Origin of the sequence: Bacillus sp. FSL L8-0193 (assembly GCF_037976065.1) — a bacterium.
Taxonomy (GTDB): domain Bacteria; phylum Bacillota; class Bacilli; order Bacillales; family Bacillaceae; genus Bacillus; species Bacillus paralicheniformis.
The window spans coordinates 12,501-32,500 of record NZ_CP150261.1; the positions used below are offsets into that span (position 1 = coordinate 12,501).

Here is a 20,000-nt window from a genome sequence, read left to right on the forward strand (position 1 = left end):
GACCGGAAGGACTCGTGGAGCGCTTAGAAGTGAGAATGCCGGTATGAGTAGCGAAAGAGGGGTGAGAATCCCCTCCACCGAATGCCTAAGGTTTCCTGAGGAAGGCTCGTCCGCTCAGGGTTAGTCGGGACCTAAGCCGAGGCCGAAAGGCGTAGGCGATGGACAACAGGTTGATATTCCTGTACCACCTCCTCACCATTTGAGCAATGGGGGGACGCAGGAGGATAGGGTAAGCGCGGTATTGGATATCCGCGTCCAAGCAGTTAGGCTGGGAAATAGGCAAATCCGTTTCCCATAAGGCTGAGCTGTGATGGCGAGCGAAATATAGTAGCGAAGTTCCTGATTCCACACTGCCAAGAAAAGCCTCTAGCGAGGTGAGAGGTGCCCGTACCGCAAACCGACACAGGTAGGCGAGGAGAGAATCCTAAGGTGATCGAGAGAACTCTCGTTAAGGAACTCGGCAAAATGACCCCGTAACTTCGGGAGAAGGGGTGCTCTGTTAGGGTGCAAGCCCGAGAGAGCCGCAGTGAATAGGCCCAGGCGACTGTTTAGCAAAAACACAGGTCTCTGCGAAGCCGTAAGGCGAAGTATAGGGGCTGACGCCTGCCCGGTGCTGGAAGGTTAAGAGGAGCGCTTAGCGTAAGCGAAGGTGCGAATTGAAGCCCCAGTAAACGGCGGCCGTAACTATAACGGTCCTAAGGTAGCGAAATTCCTTGTCGGGTAAGTTCCGACCCGCACGAAAGGCGCAACGATCTGGGCACTGTCTCAACGAGAGACTCGGTGAAATTATAGTACCTGTGAAGATGCAGGTTACCCGCGACAGGACGGAAAGACCCCGTGGAGCTTTACTGCAGCCTGATATTGAATGTTGGTACAGCTTGTACAGGATAGGTAGGAGCCTTGGAAACCGGAGCGCCAGCTTCGGTGGAGGCATCGGTGGGATACTACCCTGGCTGTATTGACCTTCTAACCCGCCGCCCTTATCGGGCGGGGAGACAGTGTCAGGTGGGCAGTTTGACTGGGGCGGTCGCCTCCTAAAAGGTAACGGAGGCGCCCAAAGGTTCCCTCAGAATGGTTGGAAATCATTCGCAGAGTGTAAAGGCACAAGGGAGCTTGACTGCGAGACCTACAAGTCGAGCAGGGACGAAAGTCGGGCTTAGTGATCCGGTGGTTCCGCATGGAAGGGCCATCGCTCAACGGATAAAAGCTACCCCGGGGATAACAGGCTTATCTCCCCCAAGAGTCCACATCGACGGGGAGGTTTGGCACCTCGATGTCGGCTCATCGCATCCTGGGGCTGTAGTCGGTCCCAAGGGTTGGGCTGTTCGCCCATTAAAGCGGTACGCGAGCTGGGTTCAGAACGTCGTGAGACAGTTCGGTCCCTATCCGTCGCGGGCGCAGGAAATTTGAGAGGAGCTGTCCTTAGTACGAGAGGACCGGGATGGACGCACCGCTGGTGTACCAGTTGTTCTGCCAAGGGCATCGCTGGGTAGCTATGTGCGGACGGGATAAGTGCTGAAAGCATCTAAGCATGAAGCCCCCCTCAAGATGAGATTTCCCATTCCGCAAGGAAGTAAGATCCCTGAAAGATGATCAGGTTGATAGGTCTGAGGTGGAAGTGTGGCGACACATGGAGCTGACAGATACTAATCGATCGAGGACTTAACCTAAATGTTTGTGAATCGTCTGACCGTTATCTAGTTTTGAGAGAACACCTCTCAGAAAGCCAAAGGCAAGGAAACTCGGCTAAAGGCCCTCACATCCTGTGAGGAACGCCCAGTACCTTCGTCCTGAAGGCAATAGTTTGGTGGCGATAGCGAAGAGGTCACACCCGTTCCCATGCCGAACACGGAAGTTAAGCTCTTCAGCGCCGATGGTAGTTGGGGGCTTCCCCCTGTGAGAGTAGGACGCCGCCAAGCGATTAAAAAGACCAGCTTATATAAGCTGGTCTTTTTTGTTGTTTTCCTTTTTTTGAAGAAGCAGTTCAGCGATATAATAGGGGAACTTTGACTCGACTATATGTAAAAAATGCTGGATGATGACATAATCATCGCTAGCACTTTGAAGAAGAAGGTCATACCACCATTCAGTTTCATACCTGGCAATCATGCTTAAATTGTACGCAACCAAGTAATGCGCCAATATTTCCGGGAGCTTTAAAAAATGATCTCGTTCAGCCGGGAAATAGTATCCGTCTTGCTCCAAATCATAAAGCAATGTGGTCGAAGTGCTGGGACGGCATTCTTTATGAGCGGCAGAAAAAACGATTCCCTCTTTTTCCTCACGGCAGAAAGACCAGTTTAAATGGTATTCGATATGTTCGATGAAACGCTTTGATGACATATTGTAAGCATTGGGTGTCTCGCCAGGCAGCTCAATTAGCCGGTCTTCGACGGCTGCTTTTACAATCGGATTTGGTTTTCTTTGAAATGCCAGCACTTTATTGATCTCCGGAATTTTCGCCAAAAGCTGTTTCATATTGAATCGTTCATCTTCCAATCCGGATAATTGGAAAAGGGATCTGATCACGTGCATACATAGGCCGTTCCTTTGGATTTTCACTTCATCTTCATAAAAGCGGTAATTTTGTTTTTTTCGTTTTCTTGTGGTCACGCCATGAGCAAGCACTGAAGTATGGCTGGGATAGGAAGGATCTGTCGTTAACAGGCAGGCTTTCAATAGCTGTGCCATGCCGTAAAATAATAAAATGGGTTTTATTTCTAACGTAGCGATTTTGGCTTGCTTGTAAAAAGCTTCTGCATGCTTAAGAAAAAAAATAAACCGCTCTCCGTTTTTATAAGAGTTTTTTTTGGCATCTTCCATTCCTTGATTTTTATATACCATTTCAAGAAAATGCTGGGCTGTTTCGACCGAATAAAACAGCTTTAAATCCTTCCATCCTTTATCTTGCATGTACTCCACTTCCCTTATGGTTATTTTCTAAAAATTACAACTGTTTCCCGCTTTCTTGACAGTGGGTATTCAAGTTGATAATCTACATATAATATTTTGCCGAAAAGAGGGGGATTTACTAATGTGGGAAAGCAAATTTTCGAAAGAAGGCTTAACATTTGATGATGTATTGCTCGTTCCGGCTAAATCGGAGGTACTTCCGCGCGACGTGGATTTATCGGTTGAGCTTACACCGTCCCTTAAGCTGAATGTTCCAATTATTAGTGCAGGCATGGATACAGTGACAGAAGCTCAAATGGCCATCGCGATGGCACGGCAGGGCGGATTGGGCATTATCCACAAAAACATGTCGATTGAACAGCAGGCTGAGCAGGTTGACAAAGTCAAACGTTCAGAGCGGGGCGTTATTACAAATCCGTTTTTCCTGACGCCAGAGCACCAAGTTTTTGATGCAGAACATTTGATGGGCAAATACAGAATTTCCGGTGTTCCGATTGTTGACAATGAAGAGGATCAGAAGCTGGTTGGAATTATTACAAACCGTGATCTGCGATTTATTTCTGATTACTCCATGAAAATCAGCGATGTTATGACAAAAGAAGAGCTTGTTACGGCTCCTGTTGGTACAACCCTGGATGAAGCGGAAAAAATTCTTCAAAAATACAAGATCGAAAAACTCCCTCTTTTAGATGATCAAGGTGTTTTAAAAGGGCTTATTACGATTAAAGACATTGAAAAAGTAATCGAATTCCCGAATTCAGCGAAAGATGTTCACGGCCGCCTATTGGTTGGAGCAGCGGTTGGTGTAACAGGCGACACAATGACACGCGTCAGAAAGCTTGTGGAAGCCAATGTCGATGTGATTGTCGTTGATACCGCGCACGGCCATTCACAAGGTGTCTTGGATACCGTTAAGAAAATCCGCGACACTTATCCTGAATTAAATATCATTGCCGGCAACGTCGCAACTGCCGAAGGAACAAAAGCGCTTATCGAAGCCGGAGCAAATGTAGTTAAAGTCGGTATCGGACCGGGTTCTATTTGTACAACCCGCGTAGTGGCCGGTGTCGGTGTTCCGCAAGTGACAGCGATTTACGATTGTGCGACTGAAGCAAGAAAACACGGTGCGGCGATTATTGCAGACGGCGGCATCAAGTTTTCCGGAGATATCGTCAAAGCCTTGGCTGCCGGCGGACATGCCGTCATGCTTGGAAGCCTTCTTGCCGGAACATCCGAAAGCCCAGGCGAGACTGAAATCTACCAAGGCAGACGCTTTAAAGTTTATCGCGGTATGGGTTCAGTAGCTGCAATGGAAAAAGGAAGCAAAGACCGCTACTTCCAAGAGGAAAACAAAAAATTCGTTCCGGAAGGCATTGAGGGCCGTACGCCTTATAAAGGTCCGGTTGCTGACACAGTTTATCAGCTTGTCGGCGGTTTGAAATCCGGCATGGGGTACTGTGGAACAAAAGATTTGCACGCACTGAGGGAAGATGCGCAGTTCATCCGCATGACAGGCGCAGGCCTGCGGGAAAGCCATCCTCACGATGTACAAATTACCAAAGAATCGCCTAACTATACCATTTCCTAATCAAATATGACAAAAATTAAACCGTAGACAGAGTAATACTCTGTCTATTTTTTTTTGCTTCCTTATGATAAAATTTATAATGTTGTGTTTGAAAAATGTCTTAAAAGGCTTTGATATAGATTATTAGTCTGATGAAAAGCGGAGGTATCACGATTTGAAAAGCAAGAGAATAAAGCAGCTGATCATGTTGATCGTTGCTTTTGCCGTGACTGTAGGTGCATTTTCTCCTATGTCGACAGCAAAAGCCGCAAATGATCCAATTAATGTAGACGCGAAAGCAGCAATCTTGGTGGAAGCTTCATCGGGGAAAATTTTGTACAGCAAAAATGCCGATCAGCGTCTTCCTGTTGCCAGCATGGCCAAAATGATGACGGAGTATCTTCTGTTGGAAGCGATTCACGAAGGCAAAGTGAAATGGGATCAGAAGTACACGCCTGACGATTATGTATACGAGATTTCCCAAGATCGTTCATTATCGAATGTTCCTCTTCGTAAAGACGGATCATACACTGTAAAAGAGCTTTATCAGGCGACTGCAATTTACTCTGCAAACGCGGCGGCTATTGCACTTTCTGAAATCGTTGCCGGTTCTGAATCAAAGTTCGTAGAGTTAATGAATAAAAAAGCCAAAGAGCTTGGAATGAAAGATTTCAAATTTGTGAATGCTACAGGTTTGGAAAACAAGGATCTTCACGGCAAACATCCGAGCGGAACAAATGCCAATGAAGAAAATGAAGTATCTGCGAGAGACATGGCGCTCCTTGCCGATCATTTAGTAAGCGATTATCCTGAAATCCTCGATACGGCGAGCATTGCCAAAACGAAGTTCAGAAAAGGCACAGACGATGAAATGGACATGCCGAACTGGAACTTTATGCTGAAAGGCCTAGTTCAGGAATATAAAGGTGTGGACGGGCTGAAAACCGGCTCAACGGACTCTGCCGGATCATGCTTTACGGCTACTGCCGAAAGAAACGGCATGAGAGTGATTTCCGTCGTTATGAATGCGAAAGGCGACCTTCATACGGGACGATTTAAAGAAACGAAAAAAATGCTTGATTATGCATTTGATAACTTCACGATGAAAGAGTTTTACGCAAAAGGCGCACAAGTGAAAGGCAACGAAACGGTCACAGTCGACAAAGGGAAAGAAACTGAAGTCGGCGTCGTAACGGAAAAAGCCTTTTCAATGCCTGTGAAGAACGGTGAAGAAAAGAATTACAAGGCGAAAGTGACGCTGAACAAAGACGAGCTGACCGCACCTGTTAAAAAAGGTGAAAAAGTCGGTACCTTGACGGCCTCCTATAAGGGAGAAGAAAAGGACTACGGATTTCTCGGCAGCGATGTATCAGGTGTAAACCTCGTGACAAAAGAAGATGATGAGAAAGCAAATTGGTTTATTTTAACGATGAGAAGCATCGGCGGCTTTTTTGCCGGTATTTGGAACAGCATTGTTGAAATGGTAACCGGCTGGTTTTAATCAATAAAGGGCTCTATCTGATAGGGCTCTTTATTGTCATATTCAGATAGAATTACCATTTACAATCCTAACAATTTGTTATTAAAATAGAAATAATCTTCGTGTTTTTCATATGATTTTGTGGAATTATAGGATACAATAGGATTAAATCTGACAATTCAATCTTTGATTAGGGGGATCCTTGAAATGGCTCAAACAGGTACTGATCGCGTAAAACGCGGTATGGCAGAAATGCAGAAAGGCGGCGTCATTATGGACGTTGTCAATGCCGAACAAGCAAAAATCGCAGAAGAAGCAGGAGCCGTCGCAGTCATGGCGCTGGAGCGCGTTCCGGCTGATATCCGTGCGGCAGGCGGAGTTGCCCGCATGGCAGATCCGACAATTGTCGAAGAAGTGATGAACGCTGTTTCAATCCCGGTTATGGCGAAAGCCCGCATCGGGCATATCGTTGAAGCGCGTGTTCTTGAAGCGCTCGGCGTTGACTATATTGATGAAAGTGAAGTTTTGACTCCTGCGGATGAAGAATTTCATTTAAATAAAAACGAATTTACCGTTCCATTTGTATGCGGATGCCGCGACCTCGGAGAAGCGACGCGCCGGATCGCAGAAGGAGCTTCAATGCTTCGTACGAAAGGCGAACCTGGTACGGGCAATATTGTGGAAGCTGTCCGCCATATGAGAAAGGTGAATGCTCAAGTGCGCAAAGTAGTCGGCATGAGCGATGACGAACTGATGACAGAAGCGAAAAACCTCGGCGCTCCGTATGAGCTGTTGAAGGAAATTAAAGCCGAAGGACGCCTTCCTGTTGTAAACTTTGCTGCCGGCGGTGTGGCAACACCTGCTGATGCTGCTTTAATGATGCAGCTTGGCGCTGACGGCGTATTCGTAGGGTCCGGTATTTTTAAATCCGACAACCCTGCTAAATTCGCGAAAGCAATCGTTGAAGCGACGACGCATTACACGGATTACAAACTGATTGCCGAGCTATCAAAAGAGCTTGGAACTGCGATGAAAGGGATTGAAATCTCAAATCTGCTGCCAGAACAGCGTATGCAAGAGCGCGGCTGGTAAACACGAAGGAGACGGATTGACATGCTGACAATTGGTGTACTTGGACTTCAGGGAGCTGTAAGAGAACATATTCGCTCAATTGAAGCATGCGGAGCAGCCGGAAAAGTCATTAAGTGGCCGGAAGAGTTAAAGGAAATCGACGGTTTGATTTTGCCGGGAGGGGAAAGCACGACGATGAGGCGCCTCATCGATACGTATCAGTTTATGAAGCCCCTTCAGGAGTTTGCCGCATCCGGAAAGCCGGTATTTGGAACTTGTGCTGGGCTGATTATCCTGGCGAAGAATATCGCCGGAGCGAATGATGCCCATCTTGGTGTTCTGGATGTAACCGTCGAACGAAATTCCTTTGGAAGACAAGTGGACAGCTTTGAAGCGGATTTAACCGTTAAAGGACTTGACGAACCGTTTACAGGCGTATTTATCCGCGCTCCGCACATTTTGGAAGCGGGCGCAGATGTGGAAGTGCTTTCGGAGCACAACGGTAGAATCGTCGCTGCCAAACAAGGAAATCTGCTCGGCTGTTCTTTCCACCCTGAGCTGACGGATGACCATAGAATGACGAAATTATTTGTCGAGATGGCCGAAAAGCATAAACAGGAAGCCGTCGTATAAAACGGTTGAAAGCTGTTAAAACTTGTAGTACATTTATAAGACAATATAGATCGAAAAGCGTTGATAGGAAGCAGTAGGAAGCCTCTCTTTCCAAGAGAGCCGATGGTTGGTGCGAATCGGCGAAAGATGCTGTCCGAATCCATCCTTGAGCGAAATGCTGAACAGTCAAAGTAGGCATTTACGGGAGAACCGTTATCAAAATGAAGCGGAAAACAGGAGGAAGACGCCTGTTTTCAATCAGGGTGGCAACGCGAGAGCTCTCGTCCCTTATATTTAGGGGACAAGGGCTCTTTTTTTCGGTCAAATCAGTATAAAAGGAGCGAGGCAGATGCTTGATATCAAACTGCTGCGGGCAAATTTGGAGGAAATCAAACAAAAGCTTGCCCACAGAGGAGAAGATTTATCAGATTTTGATCAATTTGAGGAATTGGATACAAAGAGAAGAGAATTGATCGTCAAAGTGGAAGAGCTGAAAGGAAAGCGCAATGAGGTATCTCAGCAGGTGGCCGCTTTAAAGCGCGAGAAAAAAGATGCTGACCACCTCATTAAAGAAATGCGCGAAGTCGGTGAAGACATTAAAAAGCTTGATGAAGAGCTGAGAACGGTCGAATCTTCACTTGATAAAATCATGCTGTCTATCCCGAATATCCCCCATGAGTCTGTTCCGGTCGGTGAGACTGAAGACGACAACGTGGAAGTTCGCAAATGGGGCGAACTCCCCGGATTTTCATTTGAGCCGAAGCCTCATTGGGATATTGCCGATCAGTTGGATATTCTTGATTTTGAGCGGGCAGGCAAGGTTACGGGAAGCCGTTTCGTTTTCTATAAAGGGCTAGGCGCCAGACTTGAACGGGCATTGTATAACTTTATGCTTGATCTTCACGTAGACGAGTACGGCTATACGGAAGTCATCCCGCCGTACATGGTGAACCGCGCAAGCATGACAGGCACCGGACAGCTGCCGAAATTTGAGGAAGATGCCTTTAAAATCAGGGAAGAAGATTATTTCTTAATTCCGACGGCAGAAGTGCCAATTACGAACCTGCATCGCGATGAAATTTTGTCAGCTGCCGAGTTGCCGATCAATTATGCGGCGTTCAGTGCGTGCTTCCGTTCAGAAGCAGGCTCAGCTGGCCGTGATACGCGCGGTTTGATTCGCCAGCACCAATTTAACAAGGTTGAACTGGTGAAATTCGTGAAGCCTGAGGATTCATATGAAGAGCTTGAAAAGCTGACAAATCAAGCGGAGAAAGTTCTTCAGCTGCTTGAGCTTCCTTATCGTGTGATGAGCATGTGTACGGGCGATCTAGGATTTACCGCTGCGAAAAAATACGATATCGAAGTATGGATTCCAAGCCAAAACACATATCGTGAAATTTCATCTTGCAGTAACTTCGAAGCTTTCCAGGCGAGACGGGCGAATATCAGATTCAGAAGGGAAGCAAAAGGAAAGCCTGAGCATGTCCATACGTTAAACGGCTCCGGCTTGGCTGTCGGCAGAACGGTTGCCGCATTATTGGAAAATTACCAGCAGGAGGACGGGAGCGTCATCATTCCTAAAGCGCTTCGTCCATACATGGGGAACAGAGATGTTATTCAACCATAAAAAGTGCGCGCCAAGAGGCGCGCTTTTTTTTATGCGAGAGACCAGACGGCGGCTACATTTCGGGCACAGCGCGTAAGATTTGAACTTCCATCGGCAAGGGCGTTTTCCAAGGAGCTGATCCCTGGCACAATCGAAAAGAGAGCGGAAATGCCGATATCATAAACAAGCTCGCAGCCTTCACCGAGCGATCCGGCAAATGCAATAACGGGAATATTCTCGCTGCAGGCGCGTTTTGCGACGCCGGCTGGCGTTTTTCCGCTGACTGTTTGGCCGTCTATTTTTCCCTCACCCGTAATGACAAGATCGGCTCCTTTAATACGTTCGGAAAAAGACAAAGTATCTAAAACAATGTCAACTCCGCTTTTTAATTCCGCTTTTAAAAAGGCACAGAGGCCTGCTCCTAATCCTCCGGCCGCTCCTGCTCCCGGAATTGAATCGATTTCGCACCCCAGCTCTGCTTTGACTGCAGCAACATAATGTTTTAAGTTTTGATCCAAAAGAGCAGTCATTTCACTGTTCGCCCCTTTTTGCGGCCCAAATACGGCGGAGGCTCCGCGAGGTCCCGTAAGAGGATTATCGACATCACAGGCGGCTTCAAAGTGGATATGCTTTAACTGAGGATTGAGGCCGCTCACATCGATCTTGGCAATCTCAGCTAATGCACCGCCCCCATTTTCAATCTCTTCTCCATTGCGGTTTAGAAACTTCACACCCAGTGCTGCAGCCATTCCCGCTCCGCCGTCATTTGTCGCACTTCCGCCGAGTCCGATGATGATGTTGGACACCCCTTTTTTCGCAGCATTGAGAATCAGTTCTCCGGTTCCTCTCGTTGTCGTTAACAGGGGATTCCGCTGTTCAGGGGGCACGAGGTGAAGGCCTGACGCTTCAGCCATTTCGATGACAGCCGTTTTTCCGTCGCCAAGCAGGCCGTAAGCCGCCTTTACCGGCTTCCCGAGAGGGCCTGTGACTGTTTGCTGTACGATGTCTCCTCCGGTGGCGTCAATCAGAGCTTGAACGGTTCCTTCGCCTCCATCAGCAACCGGAATGTTGACGTATTCGGCGTCAGGCAGAACCGCTTTAAAGCCTTTTTCAATGCTTTTAGCCGCCTCAAGCGATGTCATGCTTTCTTTAAATGAATCAGGTGCGATTACGATTTTCATGGTACCTGCTCCTTTTTAAATAAAGAATTGAAAAATTCCAAAAATCAAAGTTGAGATAATGGTTAGGATTAAGCCGATGACTGACTCATATGGAATCAGCTTTAACCGTTCTTTCATGGACATGAAGACGCTGCCTCCCGTCGTATGAAAAAAGCTTCCGTGAGGCAGGTGATCGAGCACCGTTGCTCCGGCGTGAATCATTGCCGCACCTGCGAGGCCGGCGACGCCAAGATCAAGCAATGTCGGGCCGAATACGCTGCTGGCGACAGCTGTGCCGGCGGTTGTTGAGGCGGTTGCCATCGACATCAGCATGCCGGAAATGGGAGCTAAGAGAAACGACGGCAGACCCAAGCCGACAAGGGTGTCGGTAATGAAAGAATTGAGTTGGGAGTTGGCGATGATTCCCGCAAGCGTTCCAGTCCCGATCAGCATCACGGCAACACCTGACATCTTCGACAATCCTGAAGCGGCAAAATCCTTCAGTTTGCCCGCTTGTCCCGATGCAATCGCAGTGACGAGGCCTCCCGCCGGCAAAGCGATAATTGGATCAATCGTAATACCTGCCACGGGCCTTAAGGCGAGCAACAGGATGGAGACCATCGGACCGCTGATCGCCGCCCAAAATGCCGGCAGTTGTTGAGCCGTTTGGGTTTCAATCTCATTTGCAGCTACTCCTGTTCCTTTATTTGAAAGGCGTTTTGCTAGTAAATAAGTGGCGCCCAGTCCAAATATAGCGGGGATGATCCCGGCGGCCATCACGGATGTCAAAGGGATGTGAAAGGCATCTGAAGCAGCAATGGCATTAGGGTTTGGCGACATAATATTGCCCGCTTTTCCTCCGCCGATCATCGCCAACAGAATGGCCGCTTTGCTGATAAAGGTCCGCCTTGCAATCGCAAGGGCGATCGGTGCGACTGTGATGACGGCGACATCGACGAATACGCCGACCGTTGTTAAGATGGCTGTCGCCAATGTTAAAGCAAGCAGCGCTCTTTTTTCTCCAATTTTATTGACAATGGTTTCTGCAATCACCGCTGCGGAGCCGGATTGAATCAGAACGCCGGCGAGCACCCCTGCTGCCAAGATGCGGAGTACAGCAGGAATCATGTTTTTAGCACCCGCTATCATCAAATCCGTCGTCTCTATTAAATCTGCGCCGCCGATTAAGCCTCCGGCCAATGCGCCGATCATCATGCCGTAAGCCGGCGGGACTTTTTTCAGAATGAGAAAGATTGATATGGCTAATGCGCATAAGGCGCCTATTGCATTGATTTGAATATCCATCTGCATACCCTCCCTTACGTCCAATTGTAAACGCTTTCTGTACAAGGGAGAATTGGTCAGGTATACGGATTTCGTTCCTTTATCCTATATTAAAATTGTTCATTTGCACAAAATGGTGAAAAAAGCGTAATGGCTGTATACAGTTTGAATAGGTCGTCAAATCGTTTTGGATTGCATCCTGTCGCTATTTCAACCTTTCTCAGCCGGTAGTTTAATGTATTGCGGTGAATAAAGAGTCTTGATGAAGTTTCCCCGATTTCGCCGTTTTCTTCTATATAGCAGAGGAGGGTATGGATTAATTCGCCCTTTTGATCTGCTTGGGAAAGGCGGTCCCAGATGTTTTGAAAATGAATCTCCTGATCCGGACGCTCTATTTTTGATAACAGAACGGGGATCGCAAACTCTCGATAATCGTATAAACTAGAGCTGTTTTTAGCAATCTTGAGCGTTTGTTTTGCACTTTGATAGGAGAATGGCAGCTGCTCAAGCTGATCCGCCTGTTCGCCAAGCGCGCCTCTGACCGTTTTCCATTGGCTGAGCCAGCCGTTCCAAGATGAAAAGAGATCAGCCCTGCTTTTAGCGGGAGCGCCTGCCAGAATAACTGTGATCTCTTTTAAAGAAATATTGGCGTACAAATCTTTCGCGGTTAAATGTTTTTCAAGTCTTTTAATAAATGCCGGCTTCATATCAGCGGATGGCAGCTCAAACACAAGACAAGTACGCTGGCCGTCTAGCGGTATATTCAATCGCTCCGCACGTTCAAGGAAGTCAAGGGATGCTAGGTCGGCCCCCTGAATCATTTGGATGACCGTTTCTTCCCGGAGCCTTTGATCCCATGTCAGCTGTTTTGTTAAAAATGCCTGTTCGACAGTCAGCTCTGCTGCCATTTTAACAAGTTCACCATATCGGCTGACTTCAGAAGGCGGCCCCGTGATTCCAATAACGCCGATTATTTCATCATGAAATACGATGGGAAGGTTTACGCCGGGCTTTGTTCCCGTTAAAGCCGAGCATTCTTCAGGCGTGATGCTGATAACCCTTTCAGCTGCAAGTGCGTCCTTCGCTCCGGCGTGTTCATCACCAATTCTCGAGCGGTCTCCTGAGGCGATGATAACCCCGTTTTCATCCATCATATTAATGTTGTGCCGAATAATCGACATGGTCCTGTCGACAATTTCCTCCGCCAATTCTTTTGATAGATAATTCATTTCATCATGCTCCTGCCTAAGATCTTGTTTTAAATGGTGATTGTTCCGTCGATCCAGCCTTTTATGAAAGGTTTTAAAGAAGATGCGATCCATATTTGGCTGTCGTCTATATGATTCCAAACATAAATATCATTTTTCCGTATAGAGCCGTTTAAAATCGAATAAGCAAATAAATCGCCATTGCCCGCACCTGCTATAAATAACAGACAATCGAACGGCTTAAAACAGTCGGTGCTTCTCATGTCTAGATTCTCTTCTATCATTCTGTATGCAGGCCAAATGAGATGATCCCCGAATGTATCATTAATGCCGTCTGTCGTTTTTAAAAGGCTGACCAGTTCATCTGGAAAAGAGACGCCGAGGAGTTCTTCTGCTTTCTGAAGCTCCTCTGTTTCAATAGGTCTGTTCAGCGTGTAATCTTGAGGTAAACGTTCTATAAAATGTTTCCACAATGCTATCACCCTTTGCGTTTATCATTATTTTTGCATATAATGAGAAGCGTGAACAATAAAATAAATTTTTTATGAAAAAATCTCTTGACTTAAAAAGATAGGACATGTTATATTAATTCTTGTCGATACGGAGGAATACCCAAGTCTGGCTGAAGGGATCGGTCTTGAAAACCGACAGGGGTGTCAAAGCCCGCGGGGGTTCGAATCCCTCTTCCTCCGCCATTATTGATTTGCATTTTAGTGATTGACTAAGCATAAATTGGAGATTGTGTTGCCGCTGCCTGGATAGGGCAGCGGTTTTTTTTTATATGCACAAGCAAAAAAAGAGCGGCTCTTCATGGGAATCCGCTCTTTTTGCTTGTTTATCTTTGAATAGCTTCACTGATTTTTTCAATGATTGGATCGAGGGAGGCAGAGTTGTTGAACAGATCGTATTCATCAATATTGACTCTGACAACCGGACAGGCGTTAAAGCCGCTGATCCAGTTTTCGTACCTTGTGTACATTTCCTCCCAATACGATCTGTCGGTTAACATTTCCATTTCTCGTCCGCGTTTTTTGATGCGGTCGAGAATCGATTCCAAATCGCCCTCCAAATAGACTAAAACGTCGGGGCGGGGGAAGTAAGGCGTCATGACCATCGCTTCAAACAGGCTTGTATACGTCTTATAATCGACTTTTGACATTGTGCCTTTATCGGCGTGCATTTTGGCGAAAATGCCTGTATCTTCATAAATTGAACGGTCTTGAACAAATCCGCCGCCCGATTCGTAAATGTATTTTTGCTCTTTGAAGCGTTCCGCTAAGAAGAAAATTTGCAGGTGAAAGCTCCAGCGTTCAAAGTCTTGGTAAAAAGCCTCCAAATAAGGGTTGTTCACAACCTCTTCAAGAGAAGTTTTAAATCCGAGTCTTTTTGCAAGCTCTTTTGTCAATGTGGATTTCCCAACTCCTACCGTTCCGGCAACAGTAATGATAGCATCTTTCGGAATAGCATATACACTCATTCTATATACTCCTTTACTTGATCGGCAATTCGATTGAAAACGGCTTCGGAGATCACGAAGTCTTCCTGATCTCCGTTAATTTCAATAACGGGTATTGGCGGATCGGATTCTTTAAATTGCTTAATGGCAGCATCATAATCATTGATGAGCTGTTCCAGATATTGCTTGTCCATTTCCTGTTCAAACGGCCGTCCGCGTTTTTTGATCCGTTCCAATAACGTCGGAAGGCTTGCTTTTATGTAAATGATGACGTTTGGTTTCGGCAGATCTTCTGTAAGCAGATGATAAATTTTTCTGTATTTCTCAAGTTTTTTGCCTTCCAGCGTCCGTTCAGCAAAAATGAGGTTTTTATAAATATGATAGTCCGAAACAACGGGTATGTGGTGATGCAAATACTTCTTTTCGGTATCTTCAAGCTGCTTATAGCGATTGCAGAGGAAAAACATCTCAAGCTGAAAGCTCCATTCATCTTTGTCATCATAAAATTTATCAAGAAAAGGGTTTTCTTCGACGATTTCTTTAACCAAAGAGAGTGAGAGCTTTTCGGAGAGCATGCTGGCCAAGGTTGTTTTTCCCGCGCCGATGGGGCCTTCGACAGCGATGAAAGGGGCTGTGTTCATAGGTGTCCTCCTACTAAAGAAATTCATTTGTGAACCATACATATTGTATCACATCATCATCTTCTGCCATGAAAAAAACGTTCCTTTAACTTGGGAACGTTTCTTTCACAACATTAAATTGATCGGCTATCAAGAGCCAGTTTTGCGGGAAGGACAGGCCGAGCTTCCAATAGCTGATTCCCCTTAAATTCAATTCCCTAATCAGATCAAACTTTGCCTGAATCGAGCGGGCGTCTTCAAACCATACCTCATGCTGTTTGCCGGCATTGTCCGTATAGCGGAAGAAAGGAGCCTGGGCTGTTTCATCGTACTGTATCGCCGCATTGTTTTCACTCGCGATTGCAATTGCCCGCTGGGGACTGATTGCTCTGGCCAGCTGCCCGCCTGGCGTATAGGGGAGCGTCCAGTCATAACCGTACAAGTTCTGGCCCATGACGATTTTGCTGGCGGGCATTTCCGTGAGTGCGTATTCGATCACATCCCGTACGGGTCCGATCGGCGATACCGCCATCGGCGGCCCTCCGCTGTAGCCCCACTCATATGTCATTAGTACGACGAAATCGACAATCTCTCCGTGAGCCCGGTAATCATGGGCCTCATACCATTGTCCGGGCTGATCCGCTCTCGTTTTAGGCGCAAGCGCGGTTGAGATGAACCAGCCTTCCTGTTTGAAGCGGGCCCGTGCATCCCGTAAAAATTGATTATAGGCTTCTCTGTCTTCAGGCCTTAAGTATTCAAAATCAAAGTGGATGTCTTTAAAACCGTATCTTCTGGCGGCTGCAACAATGTTATCAAGCAATCTGTTTTTTACATTCTGGTCCGTCAAAATGATTCTGCCGAGTTCGTCGCTGAAAGCTTCATTTTCGAGGTTGGTGACGATCATCATCATCGTAGTCCGGTGTCTGTCTGCAATTTCTTTTAAGTTGTTCAGCGGCGGTTCTTCGAGTGTGCCGTCCCGCTTTGCCTGGAAGCTGAAAGCACCCAAATAGGTCAAGTATGGCGAAGCCTCTCTTGCCGCCTGCTGCAGAGCGGGGCTGACGCTTTCTCCCCGCGGTTCGATATAAGCGTTTGTTTCAATGTTCCGTTTTGGCCGAGGGGGGATATAAAGCAGCAGCCCGACAGGCAAAATAGCGCTAACCTGAATGCGGTTGATCCTTGCCAGTTCAGCCGGAGAAATATTAAAGCGGGCTCCGATTGATGCTAATGTATCTCCTTGTCTGACCTCATAAAACTCGCCGGCGATCGGTATCACGATAGTTTGTCCGACAACAAGCCGATTCGGGTTCGGAATTTCATTCGTCGCGACAATTTCATTAACTGTTGTTCGGTAGCGATTCGCGATTTGATAAAGGGAATCGCCTCTTTTCACGACATAAATCTGAATGGGAAACGCCTCCTTTCTCATTGCTACCACTATATGAAGAAAGGAAGTGTTTCATGCTCAAGTTTCGGCGGTGATCTCTTTTGCCGTCGTAATATTGGCGAACAGAACATTTTCCATCATCGTCAACGCATATTTGTTGTCTTTTTCATTATTTGAGGCAATGCAATCGTGCGGAATCGTGATATCGTACTCCCTCATATAAGCGTCGTTTGCCGTAAATAACACGCAAATATTGCCTGCGATTCCCGTAATAATCAAATGGTCGACATGAAGTTCATTCAGCAATGTTTCAAGGGCGGTGCCGTAAAAAGCTGAGTGCTTTGGTTTGATTAAGAAATAATCGTTGTTATTCGGTGCGAGCCGGTCGATGATATATTCGCTTCTGTCGTTTTTGCATTTCTTGATAATGGCAGCAATATCCGCTTGCCAAATTCCAAAATGGTCATTAATGTATATGATAGGCCATTTCTTTTTGGCTGCGTGTTCTTTTAATGCCAGAAGATGCTCGGTCATGTTTCTGGTCTTTTTGGAAAGAACGTCACCCATATCGAATTGAAAATCATTAATGATGTCGACTATAATGAGAGCTGAATTGGACAATGCGATTGTCTCCTTTCAGATTGCATATTCCTTTAACTATAAGTTAGCCTATTCTGTCGGGCGAAAAACATTGAAAGAGTGCATGCGGATGACACAAGACGAGTTTTATATGAAAGAAGCGATCAATGAAGCGAGAAAAGCTGAAGAAAAAGGCGAAGTGCCGATTGGCGCCGTACTGGTTCTGGATGGCGAAATTATTGCCCGCGCCCATAATTTGCGGGAAACCGAGCAAAGATCGGTTTCCCACGCAGAGATGCTCGTTATTGAAGAGGCATGCCGGAAGCTGGGAACCTGGCGGCTGGAGAGATCTGTTCTTTACGTTACCCTTGAGCCATGTCCGATGTGCGCCGGAGCGGCCGTTCTCTCCAGAATCGACAAAGTGGTGTTCGGAGCGTCTGATCCGAAAGGCGGCTGTGCGGGGACTTTGATGAATCTCCTGCAGGAAGAGAGATTCAATCATCAGGCTGAAGTCGTAAGCGGCGTAATGGAAGAAGAATGCGGCAGGATGCTAAGCGATTTTTTCAGAAAGCTCCGCGCAAAAAAGAAAGCGGAAAAGAAAAGGGAGCTGTGATGACGGAAATTTGCAATTTAGGGTGAAACAAGTTATACTAATGAGTGCGTCACATGAAGACGCAGCTTAAATAATTTGATATTTATTTTGCCGTGCTAAGCGGGGAGGTAGCGGTGCCCTGTACTCGCAATCCGCTCGAGCGAGGCCGAATCCCTTTCTCGAGGTTCGTTTACTTTAAGGTCTGCCTTAAGCAAGTGGTGTTGACGCTTGGGTCCTGCGCAATGGGAATCCATGAACCATGTCAGGTCCGGAAGGAAGCAGCATTAAGTGGAACCTTCCATGTGCCGCAGGGTTGCCTGGGCTGAGCTAACTGCTTAAGTAACGCTTAGGGTAGCGAATCGACAGAAGGTGCACGGTAAATCAATCATCAAATTAAGAACTCATCTATTTTAATATAGATGAGTTTTTTTCTTAAGAAGAGCTTTTGGATTTGAAAGCTGCTTCATGTATAATGGAAATGATGAAAACAAGAGGAGGGCGTGTTTGTGAGTTACCAGGCTTTATATAGAGTGTTCAGGCCGCAGTTGTTTGAAGATGTAGTCGGTCAGGAGCACATCACGAAAACGTTGCAAAATGCCCTTTTACAAAAGAAATTTTCGCACGCTTATCTGTTTTCCGGACCGAGGGGAACGGGAAAAACAAGCGCCGCAAAACTGTTTGCCAAAGCTGTCAACTGTGAGCACGCTCCGGTCAGTGAACCGTGCAATGAATGCTCCGCGTGCAAAGGCATTACAAACGGTTCGATTTCAGATGTAATTGAAATTGACGCCGCTTCTAACAACGGTGTAGATGAAATACGCGACATCCGCGACAAGGTGAAATTTGCCCCGTCTGCCGTCACGTATAAAGTATATATCATAGATGAAGTACATATGCTTTCTATCGGCGCATTCAACGCCCTTCTAAAAACGCTTGAAGAGCCGCCGGAACATTGTATCTTTATTCTCGCAACAACAGAGCCTCATAAAATTCCTTTAACGATTATTTCTAGATGTCAGCGATTTGATTTTAAGAGGATTACCTCACAGGCAATTGTCGGACGAATGGAAAAAATCGTCGAAGCTGAACAGTTCAAGGTGCAGGATGGCGCCTTAGACATCATCGCCAGTGCTGCCGACGGCGGCATGAGGGATGCGCTGAGCCTGCTCGATCAGGCTGTATCATTCAGCGGAGATGAGCTGACGGTGGATGATGCGCTGCTGATAACAGGGGCTGTGTCACAGCACTATATTGGAAAGCTCGCCTCAACCCTCCACGAAAAAAATGTTTCCGGTGCTTTGGAAACATTGAACGAACTGCTTCAGCAGGGAAAAGACCCGGCAAAATTAATCGAGGATATGATTTTCTACTTCAGGGATATGCTTCTTTATCAAACGGCGCCTGATTTAGAAGGCGTTCTTGAAAAGGTGAAGGTGGACGAAGAGTTCCAAGCTCTGTCCCGGCAAATTCCTGCACCAGACCTTTACGAAATGATCGATATATTAAATAAAAGCCATCAGGAAATGAAATGGACGAACCATCCGCGTATCTTCTTTGAAGTTGCAGTTGTGAAGCTCTGCCAGGGACCAAAAGCAGGGGCATCCGCGGCCGCCCAGCCGGAAGTGGATAATCTCGTCAACAAGGTTCGGCAGCTTGAGCAGGAGATTGAGAAGCTTAAAACACAAGGTGTACAGGTTTCTTCGGCTCCCGCCCAGCCTAAAGAAACGTCCCGTCCGCAAAAAAGCGTGAAAAGCGCATATAAAGCGCCTGTCGGCCGTATTCATGAAATATTAAAAGATGCTACAAGACCGGACCTCGAAAAATTGAAGAGCTGCTGGGGACAATTGCTTGCCCAGCTTAAACAGCAGAATAAAGTATCGCATGCTGCCCTTTTAAATGACAGCGAGCCGGTGGCTGCATCTTCAAAAGCATTTGTCCTCGCATTCAAATACGAAATTCACTGTAAAATGGTAGCTGAAGACAATAATGGAGTCAGGACAAACCTGGAGCAAATTTTGGATGGAATGCTCGGCGGAAGGATAGATATAGTTGGCGTTCCCGAAGCCCAATGGGGTAAAATAAGAGAAGAATTTCTGCAGGATCATCAGCCGGAAGATTCTGAAGCAAATGAACCGAAAGAAGAAGATCCGCTCGTATCAGAAGCTAAAAAACTGTTCGGAGCGGAACTGATTGAAATTAAAGAATAAAAACATGAAAGAGAGTGGATTTGAGTATGCGCGGTGGAATGGGTAACATGCAGAAAATGATGAAGCAAATGCAAAAAATGCAAAAGGATATGCAAAAGGCACAGGAGGAACTGGCAGAAAAAGTACTTGAAGGTACTGCGGGCGGCGGAATGGTGACTGTTAAGGTAAACGGCCAAAAAGAAGTCATCGACGTCATCATCAAAGAGGAAGTCGTAGACCCTGAAGATGTTGAAATGCTTCAAGATCTTGTCCTTGCAGCGA

The 20,000-nt window shown here is 46.6% G+C and carries 17 protein-coding genes, 1 tRNA gene, 2 rRNA genes, 1 other RNA gene and 1 other annotated feature (2 of these 22 cut by a window edge); of the genes, 12 read left to right on the forward strand and 9 right to left on the reverse strand.

The window, feature by feature from the left end:
- Positions 1-1,670 (forward strand): 23S ribosomal RNA (locus MHH76_RS00055) (it extends 1,260 nt beyond the left edge of the window).
- A 133-nt stretch (positions 1,671-1,803) separates the two neighbouring features.
- Positions 1,804-1,919: ribosomal RNA gene (gene rrf, locus MHH76_RS00060) — 5S ribosomal RNA — on the forward strand.
- A 16-nt stretch (positions 1,920-1,935) separates the two neighbouring features.
- Here rrf and MHH76_RS00065 read toward each other — a convergent pair.
- Positions 1,936-2,913, reverse strand: a complete 978-nt coding sequence (locus MHH76_RS00065) for a YaaC family protein (RefSeq protein ID WP_023856419.1) — start codon at positions 2,911-2,913, stop codon at positions 1,936-1,938.
- Positions 2,914-3,034: 121 nt separating this feature from the next.
- Here MHH76_RS00065 and guaB point away from each other — a divergent pair, with 121 nt between their 5' ends.
- From guaB to serS, 5 genes are all read left to right on the forward strand, one after another.
- Positions 3,035-4,501 (forward strand): IMP dehydrogenase, encoded by a 1,467-nt coding sequence (gene guaB / locus MHH76_RS00070; protein ID WP_020449769.1) that lies wholly within the window; start codon positions 3,035-3,037, stop codon positions 4,499-4,501.
- A gap of 154 nt (positions 4,502-4,655) precedes the next feature.
- Entirely contained in the window at positions 4,656-5,981 is a 1,326-nt protein-coding gene (locus tag MHH76_RS00075; RefSeq protein ID WP_023856418.1) for a D-alanyl-D-alanine carboxypeptidase family protein, read from the forward strand.
- Between the two features lie 186 nt (positions 5,982-6,167).
- The gene (gene pdxS, locus MHH76_RS00080) at positions 6,168-7,052 is read left to right on the forward strand and encodes a pyridoxal 5'-phosphate synthase lyase subunit PdxS (protein WP_020449771.1); all 885 of its coding nucleotides are present in this window, start codon (positions 6,168-6,170) and stop codon (positions 7,050-7,052) included.
- A gap of 21 nt (positions 7,053-7,073) precedes the next feature.
- Positions 7,074-7,664: a pyridoxal 5'-phosphate synthase glutaminase subunit PdxT gene (gene pdxT, locus MHH76_RS00085; protein ID WP_025810896.1), complete on the forward strand. Its 591-nt coding sequence runs from the start codon at positions 7,074-7,076 to the stop codon at positions 7,662-7,664.
- A gap of 51 nt (positions 7,665-7,715) precedes the next feature.
- Positions 7,716-7,935 (forward strand) — a binding site (T-box leader).
- Between the two features lie 57 nt (positions 7,936-7,992).
- Complete coding sequence (gene serS, locus MHH76_RS00090) at positions 7,993-9,270, forward strand: serine--tRNA ligase (RefSeq protein ID WP_025810897.1); 1,278 nt, start codon at positions 7,993-7,995, stop codon at positions 9,268-9,270.
- A 29-nt stretch (positions 9,271-9,299) separates the two neighbouring features.
- Here the strand turns inward: serS and MHH76_RS00095 are convergent, their stop codons facing one another.
- From MHH76_RS00095 to MHH76_RS00110, 4 genes are all read right to left on the reverse strand, one after another.
- Positions 9,300-10,430: a glycerate kinase gene (locus tag MHH76_RS00095; RefSeq protein ID WP_025810898.1), complete on the reverse strand. Its 1,131-nt coding sequence runs from the start codon at positions 10,428-10,430 to the stop codon at positions 9,300-9,302.
- Between the two features lie 15 nt (positions 10,431-10,445).
- On the reverse strand, positions 10,446-11,714 hold the full coding sequence (locus MHH76_RS00100) for an SLC13 family permease (protein WP_025810899.1): 1,269 nt from the start codon (positions 11,712-11,714) through the stop codon (positions 10,446-10,448).
- A gap of 89 nt (positions 11,715-11,803) precedes the next feature.
- A complete protein-coding gene (locus MHH76_RS00105) occupies positions 11,804-12,922 on the reverse strand; it encodes a sugar diacid recognition domain-containing protein (protein WP_043054016.1) in 1,119 nt (372 codons plus the stop codon).
- Positions 12,923-12,951: 29 nt separating this feature from the next.
- A complete protein-coding gene (locus tag MHH76_RS00110) occupies positions 12,952-13,374 on the reverse strand; it encodes an SMI1/KNR4 family protein (protein ID WP_025810901.1) in 423 nt (140 codons plus the stop codon).
- A gap of 129 nt (positions 13,375-13,503) precedes the next feature.
- Here MHH76_RS00110 and MHH76_RS00115 point away from each other — a divergent pair.
- Positions 13,504-13,596, forward strand: a tRNA-Ser gene (locus tag MHH76_RS00115).
- A gap of 140 nt (positions 13,597-13,736) precedes the next feature.
- Here the strand turns inward: MHH76_RS00115 and MHH76_RS00120 are convergent.
- The 4 genes from MHH76_RS00120 to MHH76_RS00135 form a co-directional block, all read right to left on the reverse strand.
- Complete coding sequence (locus MHH76_RS00120) at positions 13,737-14,378, reverse strand: deoxynucleoside kinase (protein ID WP_020449778.1); 642 nt, start codon at positions 14,376-14,378, stop codon at positions 13,737-13,739.
- Positions 14,375-14,998: a deoxynucleoside kinase gene (locus MHH76_RS00125; RefSeq protein ID WP_020449779.1), complete on the reverse strand. Its 624-nt coding sequence runs from the start codon at positions 14,996-14,998 to the stop codon at positions 14,375-14,377. The genes MHH76_RS00120 and MHH76_RS00125 overlap by 4 nt, the downstream gene beginning before the upstream one ends.
- Before the next feature lie 85 nt (positions 14,999-15,083).
- Positions 15,084-16,403 (reverse strand): glycoside hydrolase family 18 protein, encoded by a 1,320-nt coding sequence (locus MHH76_RS00130; protein ID WP_031305057.1) that lies wholly within the window; start codon positions 16,401-16,403, stop codon positions 15,084-15,086.
- 36 nt (positions 16,404-16,439) lie between these two features.
- Positions 16,440-16,928, reverse strand: coding sequence for an isochorismatase family cysteine hydrolase (locus tag MHH76_RS00135; protein ID WP_229128912.1), 489 nt, complete (start codon positions 16,926-16,928; stop codon positions 16,440-16,442).
- 142 nt (positions 16,929-17,070) lie between these two features.
- Here MHH76_RS00135 and tadA point away from each other — a divergent pair, with 142 nt between their 5' ends.
- From tadA to MHH76_RS00155, 4 genes are all read left to right on the forward strand, one after another.
- Entirely contained in the window at positions 17,071-17,553 is a 483-nt protein-coding gene (gene tadA / locus MHH76_RS00140) for a tRNA adenosine(34) deaminase TadA (RefSeq protein WP_043054532.1), read from the forward strand.
- A gap of 90 nt (positions 17,554-17,643) precedes the next feature.
- Positions 17,644-17,909, forward strand: an RNA gene (gene ffs / locus MHH76_RS00145) — signal recognition particle sRNA large type.
- 129 nt (positions 17,910-18,038) lie between these two features.
- Positions 18,039-19,739, forward strand: coding sequence for a DNA polymerase III subunit gamma/tau (gene dnaX, locus MHH76_RS00150; protein ID WP_035337522.1), 1,701 nt, complete (start codon positions 18,039-18,041; stop codon positions 19,737-19,739).
- A 26-nt stretch (positions 19,740-19,765) separates the two neighbouring features.
- Positions 19,766-20,000, forward strand: the 5' portion of a protein-coding gene (locus tag MHH76_RS00155; RefSeq protein ID WP_023856408.1) for a YbaB/EbfC family nucleoid-associated protein. 89 nt of this gene lie beyond the right edge of the window; 235 of the gene's 324 nt are visible here — the first part of the coding sequence; the start codon lies at positions 19,766-19,768; its stop codon lies beyond the right edge, outside the window.